This is a genomic window from Candidatus Polarisedimenticolia bacterium, assembly GCA_035764505.1.
Classification (GTDB): Bacteria; Acidobacteriota; Polarisedimenticolia; order Gp22-AA2; family AA152; genus AA152.
Map to the genome: position 1 here is coordinate 15613 of DASTZC010000215.1, position 25940 is coordinate 41552.

At 67.2% G+C, this 25940-nt stretch carries 13 protein-coding genes and 1 tRNA gene; 12 read left to right on the plus strand and 2 right to left on the minus strand.

Features of this window, described 5'->3' with window-relative positions:
• Positions 1–34 precede the first annotated feature (34 nt).
• From lpdA to VFW45_14235, 9 genes are all read left to right on the plus strand, one after another.
• The gene (gene lpdA / locus VFW45_14195) at positions 35–1450 is read left to right on the plus strand and encodes a dihydrolipoyl dehydrogenase (protein HEU5181936.1); all 1416 of its coding nucleotides are present in this window, start codon (positions 35–37) and stop codon (positions 1448–1450) included.
• Entirely contained in the window at positions 1450–2550 is a 1101-nt protein-coding gene (locus VFW45_14200) for a thiamine pyrophosphate-dependent dehydrogenase E1 component subunit alpha (protein HEU5181937.1), read from the plus strand. Before lpdA ends, VFW45_14200 begins: the two co-directional genes overlap by 1 nt.
• Positions 2550–3533 carry an alpha-ketoacid dehydrogenase subunit beta gene (locus VFW45_14205; protein HEU5181938.1) on the plus strand — a complete coding sequence of 328 codons (984 nt, stop codon included), beginning with the start codon at positions 2550–2552 and terminating at the stop codon, positions 3531–3533. The genes VFW45_14200 and VFW45_14205 overlap by 1 nt, the downstream gene beginning before the upstream one ends.
• 151 nt (positions 3534–3684) lie before the next feature.
• Positions 3685–5118, plus strand: coding sequence for a dihydrolipoamide acetyltransferase family protein (locus tag VFW45_14210; GenBank protein HEU5181939.1), 1434 nt, complete (start codon positions 3685–3687; stop codon positions 5116–5118).
• A gap of 4 nt (positions 5119–5122) precedes the next feature.
• The gene (gene lipB / locus VFW45_14215; protein ID HEU5181940.1) at positions 5123–5839 is read left to right on the plus strand and encodes a lipoyl(octanoyl) transferase LipB; all 717 of its coding nucleotides are present in this window, start codon (positions 5123–5125) and stop codon (positions 5837–5839) included.
• Positions 5826–6776 (plus strand): lipoyl synthase, encoded by a 951-nt coding sequence (gene lipA / locus VFW45_14220; protein HEU5181941.1) that lies wholly within the window; start codon positions 5826–5828, stop codon positions 6774–6776. The genes lipB and lipA overlap by 14 nt, the downstream gene beginning before the upstream one ends.
• Positions 6773–7513 (plus strand): high frequency lysogenization protein HflD, encoded by a 741-nt coding sequence (locus tag VFW45_14225; GenBank protein ID HEU5181942.1) that lies wholly within the window; start codon positions 6773–6775, stop codon positions 7511–7513. Before lipA ends, VFW45_14225 begins: the two co-directional genes overlap by 4 nt.
• A 25-nt stretch (positions 7514–7538) precedes the next feature.
• The gene (locus tag VFW45_14230) at positions 7539–8753 is read left to right on the plus strand and encodes an MqnA/MqnD/SBP family protein (protein ID HEU5181943.1); all 1215 of its coding nucleotides are present in this window, start codon (positions 7539–7541) and stop codon (positions 8751–8753) included.
• Between the two features lie 4 nt (positions 8754–8757).
• Positions 8758–9786: a glycine cleavage T C-terminal barrel domain-containing protein gene (locus VFW45_14235; GenBank protein ID HEU5181944.1), complete on the plus strand. Its 1029-nt coding sequence runs from the start codon at positions 8758–8760 to the stop codon at positions 9784–9786.
• 118 nt (positions 9787–9904) lie between these two features.
• Here VFW45_14235 and VFW45_14240 read toward each other — a convergent pair whose 3' ends face one another.
• Positions 9905–10696, minus strand: coding sequence for a cobalamin-binding protein (locus VFW45_14240; GenBank protein HEU5181945.1), 792 nt, complete (start codon positions 10694–10696; stop codon positions 9905–9907).
• Between the two features lie 472 nt (positions 10697–11168).
• Between VFW45_14240 and VFW45_14245 the strand changes: the two genes are divergently transcribed.
• A complete protein-coding gene (locus VFW45_14245) occupies positions 11169–20504 on the plus strand; it encodes a thrombospondin type 3 repeat-containing protein (protein HEU5181946.1) in 9336 nt (3111 codons plus the stop codon).
• A gap of 67 nt (positions 20505–20571) precedes the next feature.
• On the opposite strand, the gene VFW45_14250 is transcribed toward VFW45_14245, so the two are convergent.
• The gene (locus VFW45_14250) at positions 20572–21372 is read right to left on the minus strand and encodes a hypothetical protein (GenBank protein ID HEU5181947.1); all 801 of its coding nucleotides are present in this window, start codon (positions 21370–21372) and stop codon (positions 20572–20574) included.
• Between the two features lie 383 nt (positions 21373–21755).
• Between VFW45_14250 and VFW45_14255 the strand changes: the two genes are divergently transcribed.
• A tRNA-Thr gene (locus tag VFW45_14255) sits at positions 21756–21830 on the plus strand.
• Positions 21831–22221: 391 nt separating this feature from the next.
• The gene (locus VFW45_14260; GenBank protein ID HEU5181948.1) at positions 22222–25899 is read left to right on the plus strand and encodes a kelch repeat-containing protein; all 3678 of its coding nucleotides are present in this window, start codon (positions 22222–22224) and stop codon (positions 25897–25899) included.
• The last annotated feature ends 41 nt before the right edge of the window (positions 25900–25940 follow it).

Genomic DNA, 25940 nt, shown 5'->3' on the forward strand with positions numbered 1-25940 from the left:
CAACCCTTCTCCTCGGAGGCGAGCAAGCGTGACGATGCCGGCGGAAAGCGGCGGTCGGTTCGACTTGGTGGTCATCGGTGCGGGTCCCGGCGGATACACCGGGGCGATCCGCGCCGCGCAGCTGGGGCTCAAGGCCGCCCTGATCGAGCGCGACTCCGCTCTCGGCGGGACCTGCCTCCTGCGCGGCTGCATCCCCACCAAGGCCCTCCTGCAGAGCGCCGCCTTGCACCACAGCCTGCGGCAGGCCGGAGAGTTCGGCTTCAAAATCGGCGACGTGCTGATCGACTTCTCCGCCATCCAGAAGCGCAAAGCCGGGGTGGTCGAGCGTCTGTCAAAGGGCGTCGCCTTCCTGATGAAGAAGAACAAAATCGAGGTCTTCGAGGGAACGGGGCGCATCGAAGCCCCGGGGCGCGTCTCGGTGAGCTCCCGATCGGGCAAGACGCAGATCCTCGAGGCGAAGAACATCCTGCTGGCCACCGGCTCCGAGGCCAAAGGGCTTCCGGGAATCGAGCCCGACGGCAAGAAGATCCTGACCTCCGACCACATCCTCGAAATCGGCTCCGTCCCCAAGTCGCTGATCATCCTCGGGGCCGGGGCCGTGGGCGTCGAGTTCGCCTCCATCTATTCTTCTTTCATGACGCAGGTGACGCTGATCGAGCTGCTGCCGCGCCTCGTCCCGGCGGAGGACGAGGACGTCTCCAAGGAGCTCGAGCGCTGCTTCCGGAAGCGCGGCATCGCCACGCGCACCGGCGCCAAGGTCTCCAAGGCCGTCCCCTCCTCCAAGGGAGTCGAGGTGACGATCGAGCCGGGGGGCGGCGGCAAAACGGAGTCCATCACGGCCGACATGCTGCTCCTCGGAGTGGGGCGCAAGCCGAAGAGCGACGGGCTCGGGCTGGAAAAGACGAAGGTGGCGGTGGAGAAGGGCTTCGTGAAAGTGGACGATTCCTACCGGACCGCCGAGCCGGGCGTCTGGGCCATCGGCGATCTGGTGGGCAAGGCGCCGTTGGCGCACGTCGCCTCCCACGAGGCGGTGGCGGCCGTCGAGAGGATGGCCGGTCAGGAGCCGCATCCGCTCAACTACGACCAGATTCCCTGGTGCACCTACTGCGATCCCGAGATCGCCCGCATCGGATTGACCGAGAAGCAGGCCGTCGAGAGAGGGCATGCCGTGAAGAACGGCAAGTTCCCCTTCAGCGCCCTGGGACGCGCGCAGATCCTGGGAGAGACGGAAGGATTCGTGAAGATCGTCACCGATCAGAAATATGGCGAGGTCCTCGGGGTGCATATCATCGGCCCGAAGGCCACGGAACTGGTGGCGGAGGGCGCCGCGCTGCTGCGCCTGGAAGCCACCACCGAAGAAATTATCGCAACCATCCACGCCCACCCGACCCTGTCGGAGGCGATGGGCGAGGCGGCCCTCGACGTGCTGGGCCGCACGCTGAACCGCTGATGTCCAAAGCCGCCCGCAAGGAATCGCGACGCAAGCAGCCGCCCGGCGCGCGCACCGCGCCCGAGGCGAGGCCCGCCAAGGGCCTCTCCCCCGACAAGCAGCTGGACATCTATTACTACCTGAAGCTCAACCGCATGGTGGAGGAGCGCCTCTCCGCGCTGTACCGTCAGGGAAAGGTGCAGGGAGGGCTCTACGGCAGCAAGGGACAGGAGGCGATCTCGGTCGGCTCAGCCTACGCTCTGGCGCCCCAGGACGTGCTGGCTCCGATGATTCGCAACCTCGGCGCCATGCTGGTGCGCGGCGTCAAGCCGGTGGAGTTCTTCCTGCAGTACATGCAGAAAGAAGGCAGTCCCTGCAAGGGACGCGACACGTCGCTGCATTTCGGCGGCATCGACCGCGGCTTCGTGCCTCCCATCAGCCCTCTGGGGACCCTGGTGCCGGTGCTCACCGGCGTGGCGCTCGCGGGGCGGATGTTGGGCCGCAAGCTGGTGGCGATGACCTACATCGGCGACGGCGCCACCAGCACGGGCGATTTTCACGAGGGCATGGGAATCGCCTCGGTCATGCGCCTGCCTCTCGTCGTGATCATCGAGAACAACCGCTGGGCCTACTCCACCCCCGTCGCCGCCCAGTCGCTCCTGACCGATCTCGCCGAGAAGGCCCGTGCTTACGGCATTCCCCAGGGAGTAGTCGACGGCAACGACGTCCTGGCGGTGCACGAGGCGACGGAGAGCGCCTTGGATCTGGCGCGCCAGGGCAAAGGGCCGGTGCTCCTGGAAGCCAAGACGATGCGCATGCGCGGCCATTCGGAGCACGACGACGCCTGGTACGTCCCCGAGGAGGAGCGCCGCTTCTGGGAGAAGCGCGATCCGATCGCGCTGTACGAGAAGCGCCTGGTGGACCAGGAAGTCGCGACGCCCGAGGAGCTGGCTGCCATCGTGGAGCGCTGCACCTCGGAGATCGATCGCGACCTTGCCGTCGCCGAGGCGGCCCCCTCCCCGCGTCCCGAGTCGTGCATCGAGGACATCTACGCGCCGCTGGCCGACCCGGGCTCCGAGGAAGCGGCGCCCAAGACACCCGCCTCGGCGAGGAGGAGCTGATGGCCGAGCCGATCACCTATCTCGAGGCGATCCGCCAGGGGCTGTGGGAGGAGATGGAGCGCGACCGCCGCGTCTTCATGTTGGGAGAGGACATCGGTGTCTATGGCGGCGCCTTCAAGGTCACCAAGGGCTTCCTCGAGAAGTTCGGCAAGGAGCGGATCATCGACACGCCGATTGCCGAGTCGGGGATCGTCGGAGCGGCCATCGGCGCCTCGCTCATGGGGCTGCGCCCCGTCGCCGAGATGCAGTTCATCGACTTCATCGCCTGCGCCTTCAACCAGATCACCAACTTCGCCGCCAAGAGCCGCTGGCGCTACGGGGCCGGCGTGCCGATCGTCATTCGCGGCCCCGCGGGGGGCGGCGTGCGCGGCGGACCGTTCCATTCGCAGAATCCCGAGATGTACTTCGTCCACACCCCGGGCCTGAAGGTGGTCGCGCCGGGGACGACCTACGACGCGAAGGGCATGATCAAGGCGGCGGTGCGCGACGAGGATCCGGTCATCTACCTGGAGCACAAGTACCTCTACCGGCTGCCGCGCATCAAGGAAGTCCTTCCGGAGGAGGACTACACTGTCCCGATCGGCAAGGCGGCGGTGCGTCGCGAAGGGACGGACATCTCCCTGATCACCTACGGCTCGATGCAGCTGCACTGCCTGGACGCCGCCGAGGCGCTCGACAAGGAAGGAGTGAGCGCGGAGGTGATTGACCTGCGGACGCTGCTGCCCCTGGATGCCGATGCCATCGAAGCGACTGCGAAAAAGACGGGGAAGGTGCTGATCGTCCACGAGGACACCAGGACGGGGGGAATTGCCGGTGAGGTTACATCGTTGATCAACGAGCGGGCCTTCGAGTATTTGGACGGACCAGTTCTCCGTGTAACCTCCCCTGATGCGCCGGTTCCCTATAGTGCGGCACTTGAGGATTTCTTTCTGCCAAACACTCAGAAGGTGATGGACGCTGCTCGAAAACTGGCAGCCTATTAGATGATGGTCACTTCCCCCGGACAGGGCCACCCTTACAGCCGACGGCTGGAAAGCGGCCCAGAAGGAGCGGCTAGGTGTCACAGATGGAAATAAGTGCAGGGACGGCGCATCCTGGTGCGTGCTTCCTCAGGAGCTTTCTTAAAGGTGGCCCATGAAAGTTGATGTAATCATGCCCCAGATGGGGGAGAGCATTCAGGAGGGGACGGTCGTCAAGTGGCTGAAGAAGCCGGGCGACAAAGTGAAGCGGGACGAGCCGATCCTGGAGATCTCCACCGACAAGGTGGATGCGGAGATCCCCTCCCCCGCGGCCGGCGTCCTATCGGAAATCAAGATCAACGAGGGCAAGACAGTCGAAATCAAGACGGTCCTCGGGACGATCGAAACGGAGGGCACCGCGGCGGCGGGCGCTCAGCCTCCAAAGGCCGAAGCGCAGCAGGCCGCGGAGGCTCCGCCGAAGGCCGAAGCGCAGGCTGATGGAGCGCCGTCGGCCAAGAGCCGGCCGTCCGGCGACGGGAAGGGCGACGGCAAGGAAGCTCCTGCAGCCGCGAAAGAGCGCAAAGAAGAAAAGCGCGCGGCACCGGAGGAATCCGAGGAGGAGGAAGAAGAGACTCCGCGGGAAGGCCAGGCCGAATCGCCTCGTCCGGCCCCCTCGGCCGCCCCCCTCCGCGCCGTGCAGGGAAGCCGCGAGGAGAGGCTGCGTACCCGTTCCTCCCCTCTGGTGCGCCGCATCGCCCAGGAGCACAACCTCGACATCTCGTCGATGTCGGGAAGCGGCATTTCGGGCCGGGTCACGAAGAAGGACATCCTGGCCGCCATGGAATCGGGCGGCGCCGCTGCGGCCGCCCCGGCCGCCGCGCGCCCCGCGCCTTCGATCGCCTTCAAGTCGGGAGAGCGCACCAAGGTCGAGCCTCTGTCGGTGATGCGCCGCAAGATCGCCGAGCACATGGTGGCGAGCAAGCGGACCTCCGCCCACGTCCATTCCTACTTCGAGGTCGATTACACGGCGGTGGATCGCATCCGCAAGGAGAAGAAAGACGAGTTCCTGGATCGGCACGGCGTCAAGCTGACCTATCTTCCCTTCATCCTTCTCGCCACCGTCGAGGCCCTCAAGGCCTTCCCGGTCCTGAACGCCTCGATGGACGGCGAGAACCTGATCTACAAGAAGGACATCAACCTTGGCGTGGCGGTCGCTCTGGATTGGGGGCTGATCGTGCCGGTCATCAAGAACGCCGAGGAGCGCAACCTGGCGGGGCTCGCGAAGGCGACGGTGGACCTGGCGGAGCGGGCGCGCGCCAAAAAGCTGCAGCCCGACGAGGTCCAGGGCGGCACCTTCACCATCACCAACCCCGGCGTCTTCGGCAGCCTGTTCGGCGCCCCGATCATCAATCAGCCGCAGCTCGCGATCCTCGGCGTGGGGACGATCGAGAAGCGCCTGAAGGTGACGCAGGACGACGCCATCGCCGTGCGCACGATGGGGTATCTGTCGATTGGCTTCGATCACCGAATCATCGACGGCGCGGTCGCCGACCAGTTCGTCTCCCACATCAAGAAGACGCTGGAAAGCTTCGACCCGCGCCTGGTTTGAGACGATGCATCCCGTTCTAATCATCGGCACTCCGGAAAAGCAAGCCTCGGGCGCGGTGCGCCCGCTGGCGGTCCGCTGGCTGGGGACGGTCCCCTATGCGGAGGGGGTCCTCCTGCAGGAAGACCTGGTGCGCGCCCGGCAGCAGGGCAAGGCTCCCGACACGCTCCTGCTGCTCGAGCATCCTCCCGTGGTGACCCTGGGGCGCAGCGCCGATCCGGCACACCTGCGCTTTCCGGAGGACGAGCTGCGCCGCCAGGGCGTGGAGATCTTCGAGGCGGGGCGCGGCGGCGACGTCACCTTCCACGGCCCAGGGCAGCTCGTGGGCTACCCGATCCTGCTCCTCCCTCCCCCGCTGCGCGACCTGCACGGCATGCTGCGGCGGGTAGAGACGGCCCTCATTGCCGTGGCGGCCGACTTCGGCATCGAGGCGCGCCGCGAGGAGGGGCTGACCGGGGTCTGGGTGGGGCGCGCCAAGCTGGCGGCGATCGGCATGCGCGTCTCCCGCTGGGTCACCTCGCACGGCTTCGCCCTGAACGTTGCCGAGGACCTGAAGGGCTTCGATCTGATCGTCCCGTGCGGCATCCGCGATCGCGGCGTCACGTCGCTCTCGCGCCTGCTCGGCCGGCCGGTGAGCCCGCAGGAGGTGATCCCGTCGGTGGCCTCCCATTTCGGCCGCGCCTTCGGTCTGGCGGCGGCAGAGGTCCAGCATGTCGGAGGTTGAGGGCGCCGCCAAGCGCCCGCCCACGCGGCGCCGCTTCGTGGCCCCGGAGCCGCCCCCGGGGGCGGCGCGCTCTCCCAAGCCCGCCTGGCTGAAGATCCGCATCCGGACCAACGAGAATTACCAGAGCGTGCGGCGCACCATGGGCTCGCTGAGCCTGCACACGGTGTGCGAGGAAGCGCATTGCCCCAACATCTATGAATGCTGGGGCGAGAAGACGGCCACCTTCATGATCCTGGGCGACGTCTGCACCCGCCGCTGCGGCTTCTGCGCCGTGATGACCGGGACGCCCGGCCGCGTCGATCCCCTTGAGCCGGCGCACCTGGCGGAGGCGGTGGAGAAGATGGGGCTGGCTCATGCCGTGATCACCTCGGTGGACCGGGACGACCTCCCGGATGGCGGCGCGGCCCATTTCGCCGCGGTCATCGGCGCCATTCGCGCGCGTGTCCCGGGCTGCGCGGTCGAGGTCCTCACCCCCGATTTCCGCGGTGCTCCCGGGGCGCTCGACATCGTGCTGTCGGCCGCTCCCGAGGTCTTCGCGCACAACATCGAGACGGTGCCGCGCCTCTATCGGACGGTGCGCCCCGGATCGATCTACGCCCATTCCCTGGAGCTCCTGCGGCGCGCCAAGAGCGCCGGCGCCGCGCTCACCAAGTCGGGCTTCATGCTGGGCCTCGGCGAGACACGGCCGGAGATCGGCGAAGTGCTCGCCGATCTGCGGGCCGCGGGCGTCGACATCGTGACCATCGGACAGTACCTGCAGCCCACGACCGGACACCTCCCGGTGGAGCGTTACGTACCGCCGGCGGAATTCGAGGAGATCCGCGAGGAAGCCGCGCCGCTCGGGTTCCGCCACGTGGAGGCCGGCCCCCTGGTGCGCTCCTCGTACCATGCGTCGCGCCAGGCCAAGGCTTCGCGCCACGACGAGGCGGCGCCGTGAGAGAGGCGGTGCTCCCGATCCTGCTCGGCTTCCTGCTCGGGCTGAAGCATGCCTTCGAGCCGGATCACCTGGCGGCGGTCGCGGCGCTGCGGGGCCGGAGCCGATCGAAAGAGCAGCCGCGCCCGGTGGAGATCGCCTTCCGCTGGGGAGCGGGCCACGCGGCTTCGCTGCTGCTGGCCGGAGCAGCCGTGATCTTCCTGGGGTGGCGAATCCCGGCGCGCCTCGAGTCGATCCTGGAGCTGGCGGTCGCGGCCCTGCTGATTTTCTTCGGGGCGCGGATCCTGTCGCGACTGACGCGCCGGGATGAGGCCCACGTCCACTGGCACGAGCACGACGGCTGGCTCCATGCACACCTCCACTTCCACGCCCGCGAAGCAAAACACGGCCAAGCCGCGCACGACGAGCCGGCGCACCGCCACCGGCACCTCGAGCCGCTCCTGCGGCCGGGACGGAGCCCTTTCTGGGTCGGCATGCTGCACGGCCTGTCGGGCACGGGCGCGGCCACGCTTCTGGTCCTGGCCGCCTCGCCCACCCCTTCCGCGGCGCTGCTCGCCCTGGCGCTGTTCGCGGCCGGGACGCTGTCCGGCATGGCCGCCTTGAGCTGGATCCTCGGGTTCCCGCTGCAGGCTGCGGAGAGGCGCTCGCGGCGCATCCATCTCGGATTGCAGGCGGCCTCGGGAGCGGCGAGCCTGCTGGTGGGCCTGGCGCTGGCGGGCCGGATTCTCATCAACTTCTGATTCGATCCGAGGGGAGACGAGAGCTTTGAGCCAGCAGCGGCCGGTCCTGGGAGTCACCGACGATTTGATGTTCCGCTCGCGCATCGAGGCGGTCCTGCGCGCCGCCGGGATTCCGTCGGCCTTCACCAGCGGCGAGCGTCTCACCGAGGTGGCGGCCGAGCTCCTTCCGCGCCTGATCCTGATCGACTACTCGCGATGCGGGGAGGCGGGGCTGCAGGCGATCCAGGCTCTCAAGGCGGCCGCCGTGACGGCCGGCGTGCCGGTGGTCGCCTATGGGTCGCACATGGACCTGGCGGGACGCGACAAGGCGAGAGCGGCCGGCGCCGACGAGGTGCTTGCCAATTCGCAGATCGCCTCGGATCTCCCGGGGATCGTCCGCCGCCACGCAGGCTCCGCCCTGCAGAGCCTGACGCTGCGGCTGGGGCACAGCCCCGATCCCGACGACGCCTTCATGTTCTACCCGCTGGCCTCCGAAAAGCTCGATACCGCCGACCTGCGCTTCGAGCAGGTGCTGAAGGACATCGAGACGCTGAACCGGATGGCGCTGGACGGCGACATCGAGATTACCGCGGCCTCGGTGCATGCCTATGGTCATCTATCCGCGCGCTACGCCATCCTGCCGTGCGGCGGCAGCTTCGGCGACGGCTACGGCCCGCTCCTTGTCGGCCGGCGGCCCTCCATGGCGGGCGATCTGCGGGGGGCCTCCATCGCCGTACCGGGGACCCTCACCAGCGCCTATCTCGCCTTGCGCCTGTTCGCGGGAGAGGTCACCACCCGCACCGTCCCGTTCGATGCCATCCCGGATCACGTGCTCTCGGGCAAGAGCGATTTCGGGCTGCTGATCCATGAAGGCCAGCTCACCTATCGCGCCTTGGGATTGCACCCGATCGCCGATCTGGGGGCCTGGTGGAAGGAAGAGACCGGCCTGCCGCTGCCGCTCGGGGTCAACCTGGTCCGCAAGGACCTCGGCGCGGCGCGCTGCCGCCAGGTGGCGCGCATCCTCAGGGAGGCAATCGACTTTTCCCTGGCGCACCGGGACGAGGCGCTCACCTACGCCATGCGGTTCGGGCGGGGGCTCGAGCGCGGTCTGACCGACCGGTTCGTCGGAATGTACGTGAACGATCTCACCCGCGAGGCCGGATCCTCGGGTCGGAAGGCGATCGCGCTGTTCCTGGAAAAAGGGCATGCCTCCGGGCTTCTGCCCCAGCGGGTCGTCCCGGAATTCGTCGACTACGAGTAGCCCGGTGATTCCCGCCGCGCGCCGATCCGCCCCAGGGCCCGAGGGCCCTGGCCGCACCGCCGGCCCGGAGCGCGCCCTCCTCTCCTGGCTCCCCGCCCCGGCTGCCGTCCGTCTGGAAGGCAAGGATCGGATCGACTTTCTCCATCGCCTCACCACCAACGATCTCCTGAGCGCCGCGCCGGGGCAGGGACGCTACACCGTCTTCCTCAACACGCGGGGCCGCGTGATGGATCTCGTCCTGGCGCTCGTTCTCGATGAGGCGGTCCTGCTCATCCCTTCCCCGGGAAACGCGGAGCCCATTCGAGCGCTCCTGGACGGCTACCTGTTCCGCGAAGAGGTGACGCTGCGGTGCGACGAGGATTTGGCAGGCGGTCTTCTTTTCGGCGGCGGCGCGCGGGCTGTCCTCGAGCGGGCCACGGGGGACCCATTGCCCGGCGGAGACATCGGAGATCATCGGCCCTGCCGAATCGCCGGAGTCGACGGACGTGTCGCCCGCATCCTTCCGATGCAAGGGGACACCTTCCGCCTGGTCTTCGATAGAAACGCACTCGGGGCGGTGGAAGGCGCGCTGCTGAACGGTGGGGGCGCGCCCGCATCGGAAAGCGATCTGGAGAGCTTCCGGGTGGAGGCGATGCTTCCGGCCCTTGGACGCGAGCTGAGCGAGGAGTTCAATCCCTGGGAAGTTTCCCTGGATCGCGCGATCAATCTGCAGAAGGGGTGCTACCTGGGACAGGAGGTGGTGGCCCGGCTGCACACCTACCGCAAGGTGCAGCGCCGTCTCGTCGGATTAGAGCTGAGCGGCGGGATCCCCCGGCTGCCGGCTCCTCTCTTCGATGGCGAGCAGAATGCCGGAATCATCACCAGCGCGGCGCCCGCGCCCGATGGCAACCGCTGGCTCGCGCTGGGGGTGGTGCGCGCCGCGCTCTGCAAGCCGGGTCAGGAGCTGCGCTCCGAACCTTCCGATGCGCCGATAACCTGCCGCGTGCGCGCCGACGCGCCACCCCTCGCCGAATCTTTCGCGGGACCTTCCTAGAGTCAACCGACGAAAAGCGCCCTGATCCTGAGCTCGGGCAGGGGCACCCTTGCACGCGGCGGCCACAGAACCGCCGCGCGTGAAGGGCCGGCACTTGTACTTGGGGAGGGTGGTTACCTCAGCCCAGCGAGGCCTCGGCGAGGATGGAGTGCAGGCGATCCAGCCCGTCGGTCAGCGCCGCCGGACCAGGCTGCAGGATCAAGGCTGATTTGATTTCGTAGAGCTTGTCGCGCCGCACCGCCGGCACACAGTCCCAACCCGGCCGCGAGCGGATCGTGTCGAAGCGGACCTTGCGGCCGCACCAGGAGCCGATGATCACCTCCGGCTCGCGCCGGATGACTTCCTCGAAGCTGACGATCCTTCCCTTCGCTCCCTGCTCGCCGCGCAGCTCCGGGAAGATCTCCTCGCCGCCGGCAATCTCCACCAGCTCGCTGACCCAGCGTATCCCGGAGATGAGCGGGTCGGGCCACTCCTCGAAGAAGACTCGCGGGCGCCGCAGCAGCGCCGCTCCCTTTTCCCGCACATCCTCGATCCGGTCCTCCAGCTGCGTGGCGAGCGACTCGGCATCTTCCTCCCTTCCGACCATCCCGCCGAGCATCCGGATCATGCGCAGAATCTCCTCGACGCTGCGCTGATTGAATGCCACGACCCAGACTCCCCGGCGCACCAGATCACGGGCAATGTCGGCCTGCAGATCGGAGAAGGTCAGGACCAGATCGGGCTTCAACTCCTGGATTCTCTCCAGGTTGGCCTGAATGAAAGCCGAAACCTTCGGTTTCTTGCGGGCCTCCGGCGGGCGGACGGTATATCCCGAGACTCCCACCACCAGATCACCGGCGCCAATCCGGTAGAGGACCTCGGTCGTTTCCTCGGTCAGGCAGACGATTCTGGATGGATACCTCGTTCCCAATGGCGGCTCCTGGAGAATCGATGCGTCGGTTTCTCTTGCGGTCTCGACGCAAGCCTTTGAAACCCGTGTGCTTAGAGGACAGCTGGCCGGCCATGACGGTCCTGCCCCGCTTTTCAAGCCTCTCCGGCGAGTCCCTGCGCTGCCGGGTCAAGACCGCGTCCATTACAGCTTCCAGCTTGCCCGCAAACCTTTATTTGATCCTTCCAACCCGCGGAAAAGGCTTGCAAAGAAGGCGGTTCATCGTATCATTACGCACACTGATAAGGGCTCGATGCCGCCGAATCCGCCGATTCCCCAGCGGGAAGGAGTGGAACAGGCGGTTTGTCTAATTCTCTCTCGGGGGTCACCCAGGCAACGGCGTTCCCGGATTTCTGTCTCGCCAGAGGGGGGGCTCAGACAGCCGGTACGACGCGCTCGCGTCGTGACCCACGCGCCTGCCACCGGCTCCGGCGGGATCCAAATGGAGGCAGGCTTGAGTTCAACTCTCTCCGTCCGCTCCAGCAGCAAGTTCCTCCTTCTCGTTGTCGCGCTTCTTCCCCTTCTGACCGTTGCTTCCCTTCACAGCTGGGCCGTCAAGCCGGCGATCCACTCCGACGTGGAGCTGGGAGACAAGCGTGACATCGACCAGGAAGCGCTCAATTTCTTCAAGCGCACCCAGCCCAAGCTGCACGACCGTCCGTTCGGGTTGAATCCCTTTGGGGAGAGCTTCACGCCGAAGCTTCCTCCGCCCAACGCGCGCCAGGGTCTCATCGAGACCTCGGCCGGATTCGTCGATCTGAAGAAGTCGGGAAACGTCGACTTCCTCCCCGCCGCCTTCCGCGGCCGCAAGGAGCCGCGCGCCGGCTCGGGCAAGGACGTCCTGCTGGTGCAGATATCCGAGGCGGCGCTGCAGAGAGACGGCGTCGAGGGAATCGAAGAGCAGCTGCGGGAGCACGGGATCGCGGTGGTGAGCAGCGTCCCGGATCGCGGCTGGGTGCTGGTGGGCGGGGCCGAGGCGCTGTCCGCGATTCGCAAGGCCCCCTTCGTGGAGGCCTCGATCGTCTATCCGGCCGGCTTCAAGGTCGATCCGAAGCTGGGAACCACGCCGCTGCTGTCGCGGCTGCGCGCCATGTCGCGCGAGCTCGAGCTGGTGGCGCAGATCTGGCCCGGCTTCTCGGCGGATGAAGTGGCGAAAGAAGCGGGAGCGATCCTGGGCGCCGATCTGGTCGCGGTGCGCGGCATCAGCGACGGGACGCTGGCCCTACGCAGCAAGCCGGAGAAGGTCGCCGCCCTGGCGGAGATCCCCGGCATCCGGTCCATCCAGGAAGATCTCGAGTTCCTCCTCTCCGCGGCCGAGGTGCATACCACGGCACAGGTGGGCGAGGTCGAGCACACCGGCGGGGCGACGCCGTACTGGGACATGGGAGTCGACGGGGGCGGGCTGGGCCTGGGCTCGGCCGTGCCGCCGCAGATCTTCGCCATCACCGACTCCGGCGTCAGCACCGACGCCGTCTCCTTCGCCCACAGCAACGTCGCCCTGACGCTGGCCCAGATCGTCGGCCTCATCAACGGCGGCACGCACCGCAAGGTGGTCGCCTACCAGCTGATCGGAAGCCACTCCCCCGGCGCGACGCTCGGGGAGACCTGCGACGGGCTGCTTTCGGGGTCCAACAGCCACGGCAACGTGGTGGCGGGCATCATCGGGGGCAACGGCTCGGCCCTCGGCGCCTTCGCCACGGTCACTCCGCTGCCCGGCTACGTGCGCACCAACGTCAACATGGACGGGATCGCGCGCGGCTCGCGCGTGGTGGTTCAGGACGCCGGGGCCGATCCCGAGTGCCCGATCGCCGAGCTGGTGGAGCACGGCGGCAACATCAACCCGATCAACCTGACCGACCGGATGGTGGCCGCGCGCGACGCGGGCGCCCGCCTGCACGTCATGCCCTTCGCCGTCCCCAACTTCTCCACCCAGACCAGCAGCGGCAGCCTGGGCATCTACACGGCGGAAGCCAGCGCCGTCGACACCTTCCTGGCCAACAACCTCGACTACCAGGTGTTCAGCCCGGTCGGCAACGCCGGCGCTGACCTGATCAACGGGCGCGACCAGATTCCCGACCTGTTCGACGGCGTCTCCAGCGCCGGGAGCGATCCGCAGTGCGGCCTCGGCAACTGCCGGCCGCTGCAGATCTCGCCTCCCGCCACCGCCAAGAACTCGGTGACGGCCGGAGCGGTCTGCGAGGACGTGCAGACGATGTTCGGCGACTTCAACGAGGAAGAGAACGTCACCAACTACACCTCCAAGGGGCCGGCCACCGCCGCATCGCTGCGCACCGCGCCGATCCTGACGGGGGTGGGCAACGACAGGACCCCCACCGGCGGCGGGCCGCTCACCTATGGGATGGCGGCTTTCCGCTCCACCGACAACAATCAGGAAGGGACGGTGGAAGCGGCCCTCGACCAGCACAACCGCGGTACCTCCTTCGCCGCCGCCACGCTGACGGGCCAGGCATCGCTGGCACGCGACTATTTCGCCCAGGGCTTCTATCCGACCGGCACGCGCGTCGACACCGACAGGGTCCCGAACATCTCGGGAGCGCTGGTCAAGGCGCTGCTGGTGGCCTCCGCCAACTTCTCCGAGGAGCTCATCGGATTGACCTCCGGTGCGCAGGGCCTGGACGGCAGCGACGTCCTGGCCGACACGACGCGCGCCACCGTCGTTCCCATCGCGGGCAACATCGGCAACAACCGGCAGGGATTCGGGCGCGCCATCGTCTCTCAGGTGCTGCCGATCGTGAACTGGCCCAATCTGCCGATCGGCGAGCCCGACACCCCCGAGTACCCGGCGCCCGGCCTGGTCGTGTGGGACCGCATCGGCACCAACGAGCAGACCATCAACAACACCTCCCGCATCGAGATTGACCATCAGTTCCGCGTCACTTCCAACGTGGGGCAGGTGCGCGCCGCCCTGGCCTGGGCCGATCCGCCGGGCGAGCTGCTGGTGAACGACCTCGACCTGGAGCTGGTCTCCCCGTCCGGGAAGATTTACGACGGCAACAACTACAACCCCCTGAACTCGGTGGTGGGACAGTGGAGCCTGAGCCGGCTCAACGGCTCGCTCGACATCTCGGATGAGCGCAACCCGGTTGAGGCGATCCACCTTTCCAGCGATCCTGATCGCAACGTGGCGACCAATGACAACCAGCTCGAGGTCGGCATCTGGACCGTGAAGGTCTTCCGCGGCTCCGGCGGCGCCACGCCCGGCCAGATCACCGCCAACATCAGCCAGGCCGAGGACGCCAACGCCAATTTCCACCTCGACTCGAACGTCTGCAACAACAAGAGCGTCAACAAAGGAGCCCCCTGCACCGGCAACGGCGACTGCACCGGAGCGGATCCGGGGCGCGCCTGCGGCGAGGACATGGATGCCGACGGCATCCTCGATACCGGAGGCCAGACTTACGGGCTGGCCATCTCCGGCCCGGTGGTGACCGTCCCCGGCGTCTTCAACCCGCCGGCGCACGCCAATTACCCGCAGAGCTACGTCCGCTTCGACAAGGCGGGCTACACCTGCTCCGATTCGGCCGGGCTGCGGCTGATGGACGTCGACGCCAGCGCGACGGGCCTCGGCTCCTCCGTCACCATCCGGGTTAAGAACGCGGTCGGGACCGTGGTCGATACCGAGACCAACCTCTCCTTCACCGACATCGGCAACCAGAACTTCTCGTCGATCAACCTGCCCGTGCGGCGCATCAGCGGAGGCACCGGCGCCACCAACAACGGCATCCTGGAAGCCGACAGCGGCTACAAGCTCGAGGTGACGGCCACCGACACGCCGCGCGACGCCATCGCCATCGCGCCGGTGAATTGCCAGCCCGACCTCCTCGCCGGGATTTTCGGCAACCCGGGAGGGCGCAACGCGGCGGATCTGATCTTCGGCGGCTGCGACAACGATCAGTTCCTCGACGCCGGCGAGACGGTGACCTACTCGATCGCCGTGGTGAACAACTCGATCCTCAACGAGTACACCGGGGTGATCGCCAGCCTGTCGGTGTTTCGAGCCGACGGCGTCACCCCCTCCACCAAGGTCACCGTCCTCGACTCGCCGAAGGACATCGGCCGGATGCCCGCGGGCCAGCCGGTCGGCATCAGCTTCTCGCTGAAGGTGGCGACCGACGTGACGACCGAAGGGAACAAGGTGGTCCTCAAGCTGGCGCTTAGCCAGGGGACCGGCGGGACGCTGCTGTCCCAGGCCAATTTCTCCTTCACGCACGCCGTGGCCTCCAATCTGGAGGCGTTCCACTATTCCACTGACTTCCCCGCCGGCAGCGGCAGCCCCGTGGCGCGCGACCTGAACCGCAGCCTGGTGATCGAGCCGAACGACCGTCCCGGGCTGACGCTGGGTGCCGTGGACGAGACGGTGACCTTCTCGTCGCTGTTCTTCACCGACCCGTCTACCGCGAAGATCAACAACCAGATCCAGGCCGGCGACGAGGCCTATCCGGTCGGCGGAGTCTTCATCCCGTCGGCCGACGCCAACAGCAACGGGGTGCTGGACCGCGGCATCCTGGCCACCGGCAGTCCTTCCGCCGGCGACCTGATCCCGTGGGATTTCGATCGCAACAACGGCGGCTGGTACACGGCGCGCGATCCCCAGTCCAACATCGGCACCTCTCCGGCGACGCTGCCCATCTGGCATTACGTCACCAGCGGGCGCTGCGGCTTCCAGACGCAGAGCAAGGCCAATTGCGTCCTGGCCAACGGCACGCCGGGCAACGACCCCGACGGCGGCGGGCCGTCTCCCTGCGCCGCCATTCCCGCGGGGCTGGGCGGCTTCACCCCCGGCATGTGGCACACGGGCAACGGCACCGCATCTGCCGACGTCACCGACTGCGGCAATTACGGCATCGCCTTCAACGCGGCGACCGCGACGCGGGCCGAGGCCCTCTACGACGTGATGTTCAGCCCGGTCATCCAGAAGGTCCACCAGGGCCTCGACGCCAACGGCTTCCCCTTCACCGTCGAATTCCAGCGCCTCGGCTACAACGCCACGGTGCAGTTCGACGCCGAGGCCACCCTGTTCACCGACATCGATAACAATGTCGACAAGGACTATCCCAACGTCCTGATGGGCGAGCCGCTGCGCGGCGACGGCCTCAGCTACTACCTGAGCAGCCTGCTCGGTCCGGTGGACCCCTACTACACGCAGACCAATTACAACCAGGTCACCTTCGGCCCCACGACCGATCCGGACAACTCGCTGGCGGGCGCGCCTCCGACGCTGACCGGAGATGAGACCGGCTTCCCAGGCATCGACAGCGGCAGCCTCAATCCCTACGCCGTCAAGCCGAAGATCCCGGTGGCGCCGACCAACCTGCGCCCCTTCCCGGGCCCCAACGAGGTGCATGCCGGGACCGACACGGTGGCGGGCCCCTCGCGCAACGTCGACATCGGCCTGGTCGGCTATGAGAACACCGGTCTGCAGTTCTACGTTCCGGGCGACTCCGGGAACCGCTTCCAGATCGGCCTGGGCTTCCTCACCTTCGAGGGGTCCGGCGGCGCTTCCGTGGGTGATTACGGCGCCGGCATCGACGACGTGGTCTTCGAATGGGACGAGGTACACCCGCTCGCCGAAACGACCCCCTCCTGCAACCTGATCGGCGGCGCCTGCAGCGGCGGCTCGGCCAACGGCCAGCGCTGCGCCACCAACGCCCAGTGTCCAGGCGGCACCTGCATCCAGACGCCCGGACAGATTGCCGCCGGACTGCCCTGCGCCACCCTGTCGGTCGACCGCACCAACCTGTACGACTGCGACGAGGCGCTGCAGGTGGTCATCAACGATCCCAAGGTCAACTCCGACCCGGCGCGCGGCACTCCGACCACCATCGACACGGTCCAGTTCCGCGCCTTCTCCAACGCCGATCCCTTCCCCGGCGAGGTGGGGGTGGCGACCGAGACCGGCATCAACACCGGTATCTTCAAGGGGACCATCACCGTGTCGGGAACTTTCAACTCCCCCGGCACCGTCTTCGTCGTTCCCTCCAGCGAGCAGAACATCTTCGCCGCCTATGAAGACCCGCTGTGCGACTCGAACCACAACGGCGTCTTCGGGCAGTCCAGCTTCCTCAACCTGGACGGCGACGGCATCGACGCCGCGCAGGGCCGCGACGGCATCTGCGGCACCGCCGACGACGTTCCCGCGCAGTTCGGGGCCGACGGCAAGTGCGGCGCCCAGAAGCACTGCAGCAACAACCCGGCGCTGGTCTGCTCCGTCAACGCCGACTGCGGCGCCGGCACCTGCAATGCCGCCACCATCGACGACACCGGCGACAACTGCGCCACCGTCTACAACCCGACGCAGCTCGACGGGGACGGGGACAAGGTCGGCGACATCTGCGACAACTGCCCGTTCCTGTCCAACGCCGATCAGGTCGACATCGACGCCGACGGCGTGGGCGATCGCTGCGACTGGGACGACGTCGACTTCGACGGCGTGGCCAACGAGGTGGACAACTGCCCCGATGTCTACAATCCGGGCCAGGAGAGCACCGGCGGAGGGACGGTCGGCACCGCCTGCAACAACAACAGCGACATCGACGGTGACGGCATCGCCGACAAGGTCGACAACTGCGTCAATGTGAGCAACGCCACCCAGGCGAACTCCGACCGGCTCGACCCCATCACCAGCGCGATAGTGGACAAGCTGGGCGACGCCTGCGACGGCGATTGCAGCGGCACCTGCACCGGCGGGACGCGCGCCGGGCTCGGCTGCTACCTGAACTTCGACTGCCCCGGCGGCGCCTGCACCACCTCCCGCACCTGCTCCGCCTGGAACGACGACGTCGACAAGGATGCGGTGCGCGACACCTTCGACAACTGCCCCGTCGCCTCCAACCCGACCACGCTGCCGGGCAGCAATCCCCCGGTCCAGGCCGACGGGAACTTCAACGGTCTGGGGGACGTTTGCGATCCCTCGGGGAACTTCGACGAGAGCCGCAACGGCATCCCGGACGACGTGGAGAACGGCCCCTTCTTCGCCCTGGCGGTCTCCTGCAACAAGGTGCCGCTGGGCGACCTGGTGGTTCTGAAGACGCTGGTGCGCGACCTGCCGGAGGTGTCGCAGTGCGGCGCCGCCGGCAACCAGCCCTGCGGCGACAACGACGTCTTCGCCGACCCCGGCGAGATGGTGCGCGTGCGGCTGGTGCTGCAGAACATCTCGAACCTGAACCTGACGGGGGTCACGCTGTCGCTTTCGACGGGCGATCCCGACATCACCTGCATCACCGACACGACGATCCGGATCCCGTCGCTGGCGGCGGGAGCCACGCTGGATACGCGCAACCTGGGGACCTGCGCCGGCGGCATCAAGGCCGGACAGCGCTGCTCGAGCAACTCCGAGTGCCCCGGATCGACCTGCACCGCCTTCGGGGCGGACGGCGATTACTTCGAGATGGTCATCTCGCCCACGGTGAACACGACCGACGTGACCAACCCGGCGCGAGGCAACCTGACGCTGACCCTCAACTCGGACCAGGCGGGAGGCACCGAGCGCACCATCCCGATTTCCTTCATCGAGGATCTGGACCTGCCGGGCGGCGCTCCGCCGGCCTACACGCCGGCGAAGTGCACGGTGGACAGCACGACCCCGGGGGCCACCTGTGCCACCGATGCCAACTGCCAGGACGGAGTGCACCCGAACGGGAAGTGCCTGCCCGGTCTCATCTATGAAGGGTTCGAGACGACCACCGGGTTCCCCGGCACGATCGGCTTCCTGATGAACAGCGGCTCGGGCCCGAACCTGATCGCCGGCAAGCCCTGCTTCGGCTTCGTGGAAGTTCTGGGCCGGACCCCGGCCTCGGGCTGCCAGATCGATCCCGACAACGACAACGACTGGCACATCCATGGCCTGTCCTCGCCCGACTCGGGCAAGGCATTCCAGGGCGATCAGTCAGGCCACTGGGGGCTGCACACCAATACCACCAGCCGGGCCGGCGATACGGTGCACTTCCGACAGGTCGCGGCTTTCGTCACCAACCCGATCAACCTGACGCTCAGTCCGGGCGTCGACGATTTGTTCATGTCCTTCTACCAGATCGTCGATCTGCTGGACGACAACCGGGTCAACTTCGCGCCCGGTCAGGCCGGCGATTATGTCGACGTGCAGATTCAGGTCGACACCAATCCCGCCCCCGCGACCGACAGCTTCGGGCGCTGGATGAAGCTGGAGCCGTTCCAGAACGTCTACGACCACACTTCCCAGGTCTTCTCCTGGTTCGGCTACTGCGAGTTCACCCCGGCCGACGCCGCTGAGTCGACCAATCCCACCGTGTTCGGCGAGACGATGTGCTTCCCCGACGGCGTCTGGTCGCACTCCGGGAACGTTCTGGGGGCGAACACCTTCGACATCTTCCAGGCCCAGGGACCGGGCTCGCTGGGCAGCCGCGGCGACGGCGTCTGGGTGCAGAGCAAGTTCAACCTGGCGCTGTACATGGGCCAGCGCGTCCGCATCCGCTGGATCGGGCAGGTCTGGGAGTTCGCCAACGGCTGGGAGTCCTACCTGCAGCCGCCCGGAAGCTCGCCTCCCTTCGACGTGGGTCTCAACGACGACGGCTGGTGGATCGACGGCGTCCAGATCACCGGCGCCATCACCTCGCAGTTCTCGCCGGTGCTCGAGCCGACCAGCCTGCCGCTGGGAAGCCAGTGCCCGGCCCTCAACAGCCCGGCCAACTGCAACGAAGCGCTCGGGACCAGCAACGGCATCACTCCCAAGCTCGTCCTGATCGACAGCGACGGCGACGGGGCCCTGGTGCCCGGCGAGGCCTTCCGCCTGGATGCTCTCGGCACCGACAACCCCGGCGGCTGCAAGAGCGGCATCCTGCAGTTCCAGTTCCTCAAGGACGGCGTGGTGGTGCAGGACTGGTCCACCACGACCTCCTACGTCTCATCGTTCAGCGGGCTGGCGCAGTACACCGCCAAAGCGCGCTGCGGCACCGACTTCTCCTGCACCTCGGCGGCCTTCGACCTGAACGGTGTCTTGGCGGGAGGCACCTCGGCGTTGCAGGGGATCTGTCCGGCCATCCCCTTCCCCGTCACCCTGCCGGATCTGATCCTGTCGGGGACCGCTCCGACGGTGATCGCCGTCCCGAACCTGCTCGATCAGCCGACTGGGGAGACCACCTGCTCGCCGCCGGTGCCTCCCTCGCTGCAGTACACGATCGGTCCGATGCTCCCCTCCACCTACGGGCACAACCTGCTGCGCACCGACGCCGTCGGGCGCCTGGTGGGCAACGGCACCTGCGTCACCGGTCCGGTGATCGGCCAGAATTGCTTCACAAACTCCGAATGCAGCCTCCCGGGCAACCCGGGCACCTGCTCCGGAGGCGGCACCGGCGTGCTCCAGAAGTTCAAGGAGTTCCAGGGCGCGGGCGGAAACTGCGCCGACCCGAACACCTCATCGTGCAACATCGATGTGACGCCTCTGAACATCTGCGAGCCGGCCTCGCTCGTCCATCCACCCCACCCGGTGGAATTCCTCGATTCCACCACACCGGGCTTCTTCTGCCAGGGCGAGGAGCAGACGATCAACATGCCCTGCACCACCGATGCCCAGTGCAAGCCGCTTCAGACCTCGCGCGGCATCTGCGCGGCCGGCCTCTACTACTACCTGGCGGCGGCCTTCACCAACGCCGGGGCCGGCGGCACGCTGACGCACAATCAGTTCAACGGCCAGCCGGCGCTGCTGCACACGGCGCGGACCGATGCGGGGCCAATCAACATCCCGTACACGTTCGGGCCCTACATCGATCCGGCGTCCGCCCTGAACTGCCCGTAAGCGGAGCGATCCACAGAGAGGGCGGGGTCTTCGGACCCCGCCTTTTTTTTGGCGCTCTGCCTGCTGTTCAGGTAGAGGGGACGGCTGCGGCCCCCCCCTTCTCCTTGATGGCCATCGGCTCCGCGCGATTGCCTGAATCTCTCCGGCGTCCGGGCAGTCCGGCGAGAAGCTGCTCGCCGCGGCGCACCGAGGGAGCGACGGGCTGCTTCGGAATGCGGAAAGCCGCCCCCGCTTCGAGAAGCTTGGCATCGATGGAGGCAGGCTGGATCAGATGTCCCGCCGTATCGCGCGGACTCTCCACGCTCCAGAAGATGAAGCGGACATGGAGTCCGCCCGCCAGGGCCGTCGGACCGCCGGGGCTCATGTCGGGCTTTTTCCGGTACGAGACCCGCGCGAGCCCGGGATGGGGATCCGCGATGACGGGGAGAACCAGGATGGATTGGATCCGGAAGGCCCCCTCCGTGCATCGCCCGACGAACATCTGCTTGCTGAGCGGCTTTCCGGCTGCATCGGCGAACTGCACCCACAGGTAGGCATTGCTCACGGGCGGCTTGCTCACGGGCGGCACCGGAGTCTCCTCCGGCGGGTGGGCGTCTTCCAGCCCATCTCCAAGACCATAGCTTCCCGTTTCGAAGCTGCTGAAGTACAGCCCCAGGTCGAGGCCCGGCAGCTGGACGCTCCCGGTCGTCCTGATGGTCGTATGGTGCGGCTCGCAGGCCAGCATGAGAATGTCGGCTCTTACGAGCACCGGGACCGGGAAGATCCTGGGCTGCTCTATCTGCCGCTCTACGGTTATCGCTTCGCTAAAGCCAGGACCGAGCACGAGAAGCGCGGCCATTACGGTGGGAATCCGGAAACCAGGGCGCATCCTTAATCCTCCTCCTCGCCTCCCCCGTGGAAGTGTGTTGAGCCTTTGGGGGGGGGTACTCAACCGGTCCTGCGAGTCCTGATTCGGAACGGCTTCGCCCCATGGAGCGTGGTGGGCGAAACTCGCAGTCTGCTAGGTTAAGCAGCCATGCGCAGGGAAACGATGGAGGAAAGACCCGAATCGCTGGCTCGCCGTGGTGGGTGGACGGACGCAGGTGGTTCATCGGAGCGTGCTGATGCGAGGGATCAACCTACGGTGGATCCGCGCTCGAGCAGCCGATCGGCAGTTGACTCGAATTCGGCACAGCGGCTAATCTAAAGCCCCTTCGGAGCAGGCTCGAAACTCGCGACGAGTTCGAGCGGCCGGCATCGGCCGCTCGGCGGGCCGGCGTAGCTCAGCGGTAGAGCAACTGATTCGTAATCAGTAGGTCGCCGGTTCAATCCCGGCCGCCGGCTCCATCCCTCGGGTCGTTCTTCCTGCGGTTTCCGGCCTGTTGATCCTCCAGCCGATCGCAACCGCCGGGAAATCCCTCGAAGGGGCTCCCCTTCACTCGGTGATTTCCTGGTGCCGCCGCGCCGGCTTCCGCCGGCAACCGCGTGCACCTCGGATGCGCCCGAGCCTTGCAGATATCTGCAACGCTTTGCAGGATCAATTCTCCCCCCGTCCAGATCCAGGTCACCAGGAAAGCTGACTCATCCTTCGTGATTCGAGCGTTTAGCGGCACGTGTCGACGAGCACGGCGGCGAAATGCCCCGTGGCATGGTCATTGCCTTTCTCCCCCACTGCTCTCTGCCTTGCGCAATTGGAAACACCTGGATAACCGGTCCGGTGACCGAAGGAGAAAAGGTAATGACGAAAGGTCGGCTTTCGTTGGTCATTTTCCTGCTGATCGTGGTGGTCGCGGTCTTTCCGGCGCGCAGCATCATTACGCGCGGTCCGAGCGGGAGCTGGACTCTGCTCTCAACGTCCGCTGACGTCCGGCCGGACGCCAGCGCGGCGTTGATGGATGATGGGCGGGTCCTGATCGCGGGCGGCATGAACGGGGAAGAACCGAGCGCGGCGGCGCAGGTCTTCACCTCCGACGGCGAGTTTGTCGCGGTCGCTTCGATGTCCCACGCGCGCGGCGGCCATCAGGCGGTGAAGCTCGCGGGCGGAGCGGTCCTCATCGCGGGCGGTGTCGGCTGGGGCGGAAACCCGCATGGCAGCGCCGAAATCTACGATCCGGCTTCGGATTCCTGGACCTCCACCGAGCCCATGGTTTCGCCGCGCACCGAGTTCAGCGCCACCCTGCTGAAAGACGGGCGGGTGCTTCTCGCCGGCGGGAACAACGGGGGCGCGATTCTGTCTTCGATGGAGATCTTCGATCCCCAGACGCAGGCTTTCTCGAGCTCGGCGGCGGCGCTGGGCACGCCGCGCCGCGGCCACAGCGCCACCCTCCTGATGGATGGCCGGGTCCTGATTGCCGGCGGCTCGGACGGTTCATCGGTCCTGTCCACGACCGAAGTCTACGACCCCGCCACCGATTCGATGGCGCAGGGACCCAGCCTGGCTGCCGCGAGAATGGAGCACTCCGCGAGCCGGCTGCTGGATGGCTCGGTCCTCCTGGCCGGCGGCTCCGACGGCTCCGCCGACCTTGCTTCGGCCGAGATCGTGGATGCCCACGCTTTCGCCGATTCGACCCCGACCGCCGGCATGGCCGCCGCGCGCCGCGGCCATCGCTCCGTAGTGCTCCCCGATAACGGCTCGGTCCTGATTCTGGGCGGCGCCTCGGGATCTGATGCGATCGCGGAGGTCTTCCGCCCCGCGAGCGGCACGTTCGTCGCCACCTCGGCGCAGCACGCGGCCCATTCGGGCGGAATTGCGAGCGCCTTGTCGCAGGAAGGCGTTGCTTTGTCGGCGGGTGGCGGATCCACCGAGGTCTACTCTTTCGCAACCGTCAAGACCGACAAGGAAGACTACGCGCCAGGCACGATCGTCACCATCACCGGCTCCGGCTGGGAGCCGGGCGAGACGGTCGGCATCACGCTGCACGAGGTGCCGGAGCTCCATGAGGAGCTGGCGTGGAGCACCACGGCCGACGAGACGGGAGCGATTCACGACACCACTTTCTCCCCCGAGTGGCAGCATCAGGGGGTGCGCTTCTATCTGGTGGCCTCAGGCAGCGTCTCCGAGGCCATGAACACCTTCACCGACGGGACGCCGACGCGCATCACCTCCTCCTCGATGAGTCCCAGCTCGGGCGCCTGCCGCTCCACGATCACCGCGAGCGCTACCCTGGAGTTCAAGACGGGCCCGAACAACTCTCCTTTCGCCGGGCTTGCGGGCAAGCCCGTGACCTTTACCCTGGGAACGGAGAGCGCCACCGGGATCACCGGCTCCAACGGCGTGGCATCCGTGAGCCTGACGGTCGCGCCCGGTGCCGCTTCCCTGCGGGCGGAGTTCGCGGGGGACGCCACCTTCAACGACACCGCCACGACCATTGCGTTCAGCGTCACGGGAGTTTGCAACAATGACAGCACGGCGCCGGTCATCACCCCGAACGTCACCGGATTGCTGGGGACGAACGGCTGGTACGTGAGCAATGTGAGCGTCGGATGGAGCGTCAGCGATCCGGAATCGAGCGTGACCAACATGTCCGGATGCGGCGCCAGCAGTGTCAGCGCCGACACCAACGGCGTTACCTTCACCTGCATCGCGACCAGCGCCGGCGGAACGGGCTCCCGGTCGGTCACCATCAAGCGCGATGCGACGGCCCCCAGCGCCTCGCTGGCGGTCACCTCCGGGACGCTCGGTGCCAACGGCTGGTACACGAGCGATGTCACCCTCGCCACCTCGGGCAGCGATTCGATGAGCGGTCCGGTGAGCTGCACGCCGCTCCAGCAGCAGACGACCGATACTGCGGGGACCACGTTTTTCGGCTCCTGCACGAACGGAGCCGGGCTGATCTCGCCGGCAACGCCGCTGACGATCAAGGTGGACAAGACGGGTCCGAACGCGGTGATCGCCGTGACGGACGGCACGGCCGGCGCCAACGGCTGGTACGTCAGCGACGTCACCATCGGCACGTCGGGCAGTGATTCGGTCAGCGGTCCGGTCACCTGCACCGCCGACCAGCACCAGAGCGACGAGACGGACGGAACCACCTTCAATGGCTCGTGCACCAATGCTGCGGGACAGAGCATGGACGCGGCCCCTCTGACCGTGAAGGTCGACAAGACCGGTCCGAGCGCTCAGATGGCCGTTACCTCCGGCACGGCCGGCTCCAACGGCTGGTACACGAGCGACGTAACCATCGGCACCTCGGGCAGCGATTCGGTCAGCGGACCGGTCACCTGCACGGGCGACCAGCATCAGAACGACGAGACGACCGGCGCCATCTTCAGCGGCTCCTGCACCAACGACGCCGGGCTCAGCACCGACGCCGCGCCGCTGAGCGTCAAGGTCGACAAGACCGGCCCGAGCGCTCAGATGGCCGTTACTTCCGGCACGGCCGGCTCCAACGGCTGGTACACGAGCGACGTAACGATCGGCACGTCGGGCAGCGACGAGGTCAGCGGACCCGTCACCTGCACGGGCGACCAGCACCAAAACGATGAAACGACCGGCGCCAGCTTCAGCGGCTCCTGCACGAACGACGCCGGCCTGATCACCGGCGCCACCCTGACCGTCAAAGTCGACAAGACCGGCCCGAGCGCTCAGCTCGGCGTCATCTCCGGCACGCCCGGTTCCAACGGCTGGTACATCAGCGACGTCACCATCGGTGCCTACGGCTCCGACTCGATCAGCGGCCCGGTCAGCTGCACCGGGGATCAATACCAGACCAGCGACACCACCGGCGCCACCTTCAACGGCTCCTGCACCAACCAGGCCGGCCTCAGCACCAGCGCCGCGCCGAAGACCATCAAGCTGGACAAGACCGCCCCGGTGATCTCCATCACCTCTCCGGGATCGGGCGGCTACGTCCTGAACTCCGTGGTCGCATCGCAATTCTCCTGCAGCGACGCGACTTCCGGCGTCAGCACCTGCTCCGGATCGCTGGCCAATGGCGCCAGCCTCGATACCGCCAGCATCGGCTCCAAGTCGGTGACGGTCACGAGCACGGACCTCGCAGGCAACCAGGCGACTCTGACGAAGTCCTACAACGTCCAGTTCGCCAGCCTGGGCGCCTGTCTCGATTCGACCGGGCACACGATCCTCCAGCCCATCAACGCCGACGGGACCAGCGTCTTCAAGCAGAAGAGCACCGTCCCGGCGAAATTCCGGGTGTGCGATGCCAACGGGGTTTCCGTCGGGTCGTCCGGTGTGGTGAGCAGCTTCCGGCTGATCCAGAAGACCTACGGGACGGCCACGGACGTGGACGAGGCGGTCCTCTCCACCACCCCGGACACCGATTTCCGTTGGGATCCGACGGGCAGGCAGTGGATCTTCAACATGTCGACGAAGATGATGATCGCGAATACCACCTACGTCTACCGCGTCACCCTCGCCGACAACACGACGATCGATTTCGCCTTCGGATTGAGGTAATTCCGGAGAGAGGGAAAAGTCCCGGCGCGGCGGCTTCCAGG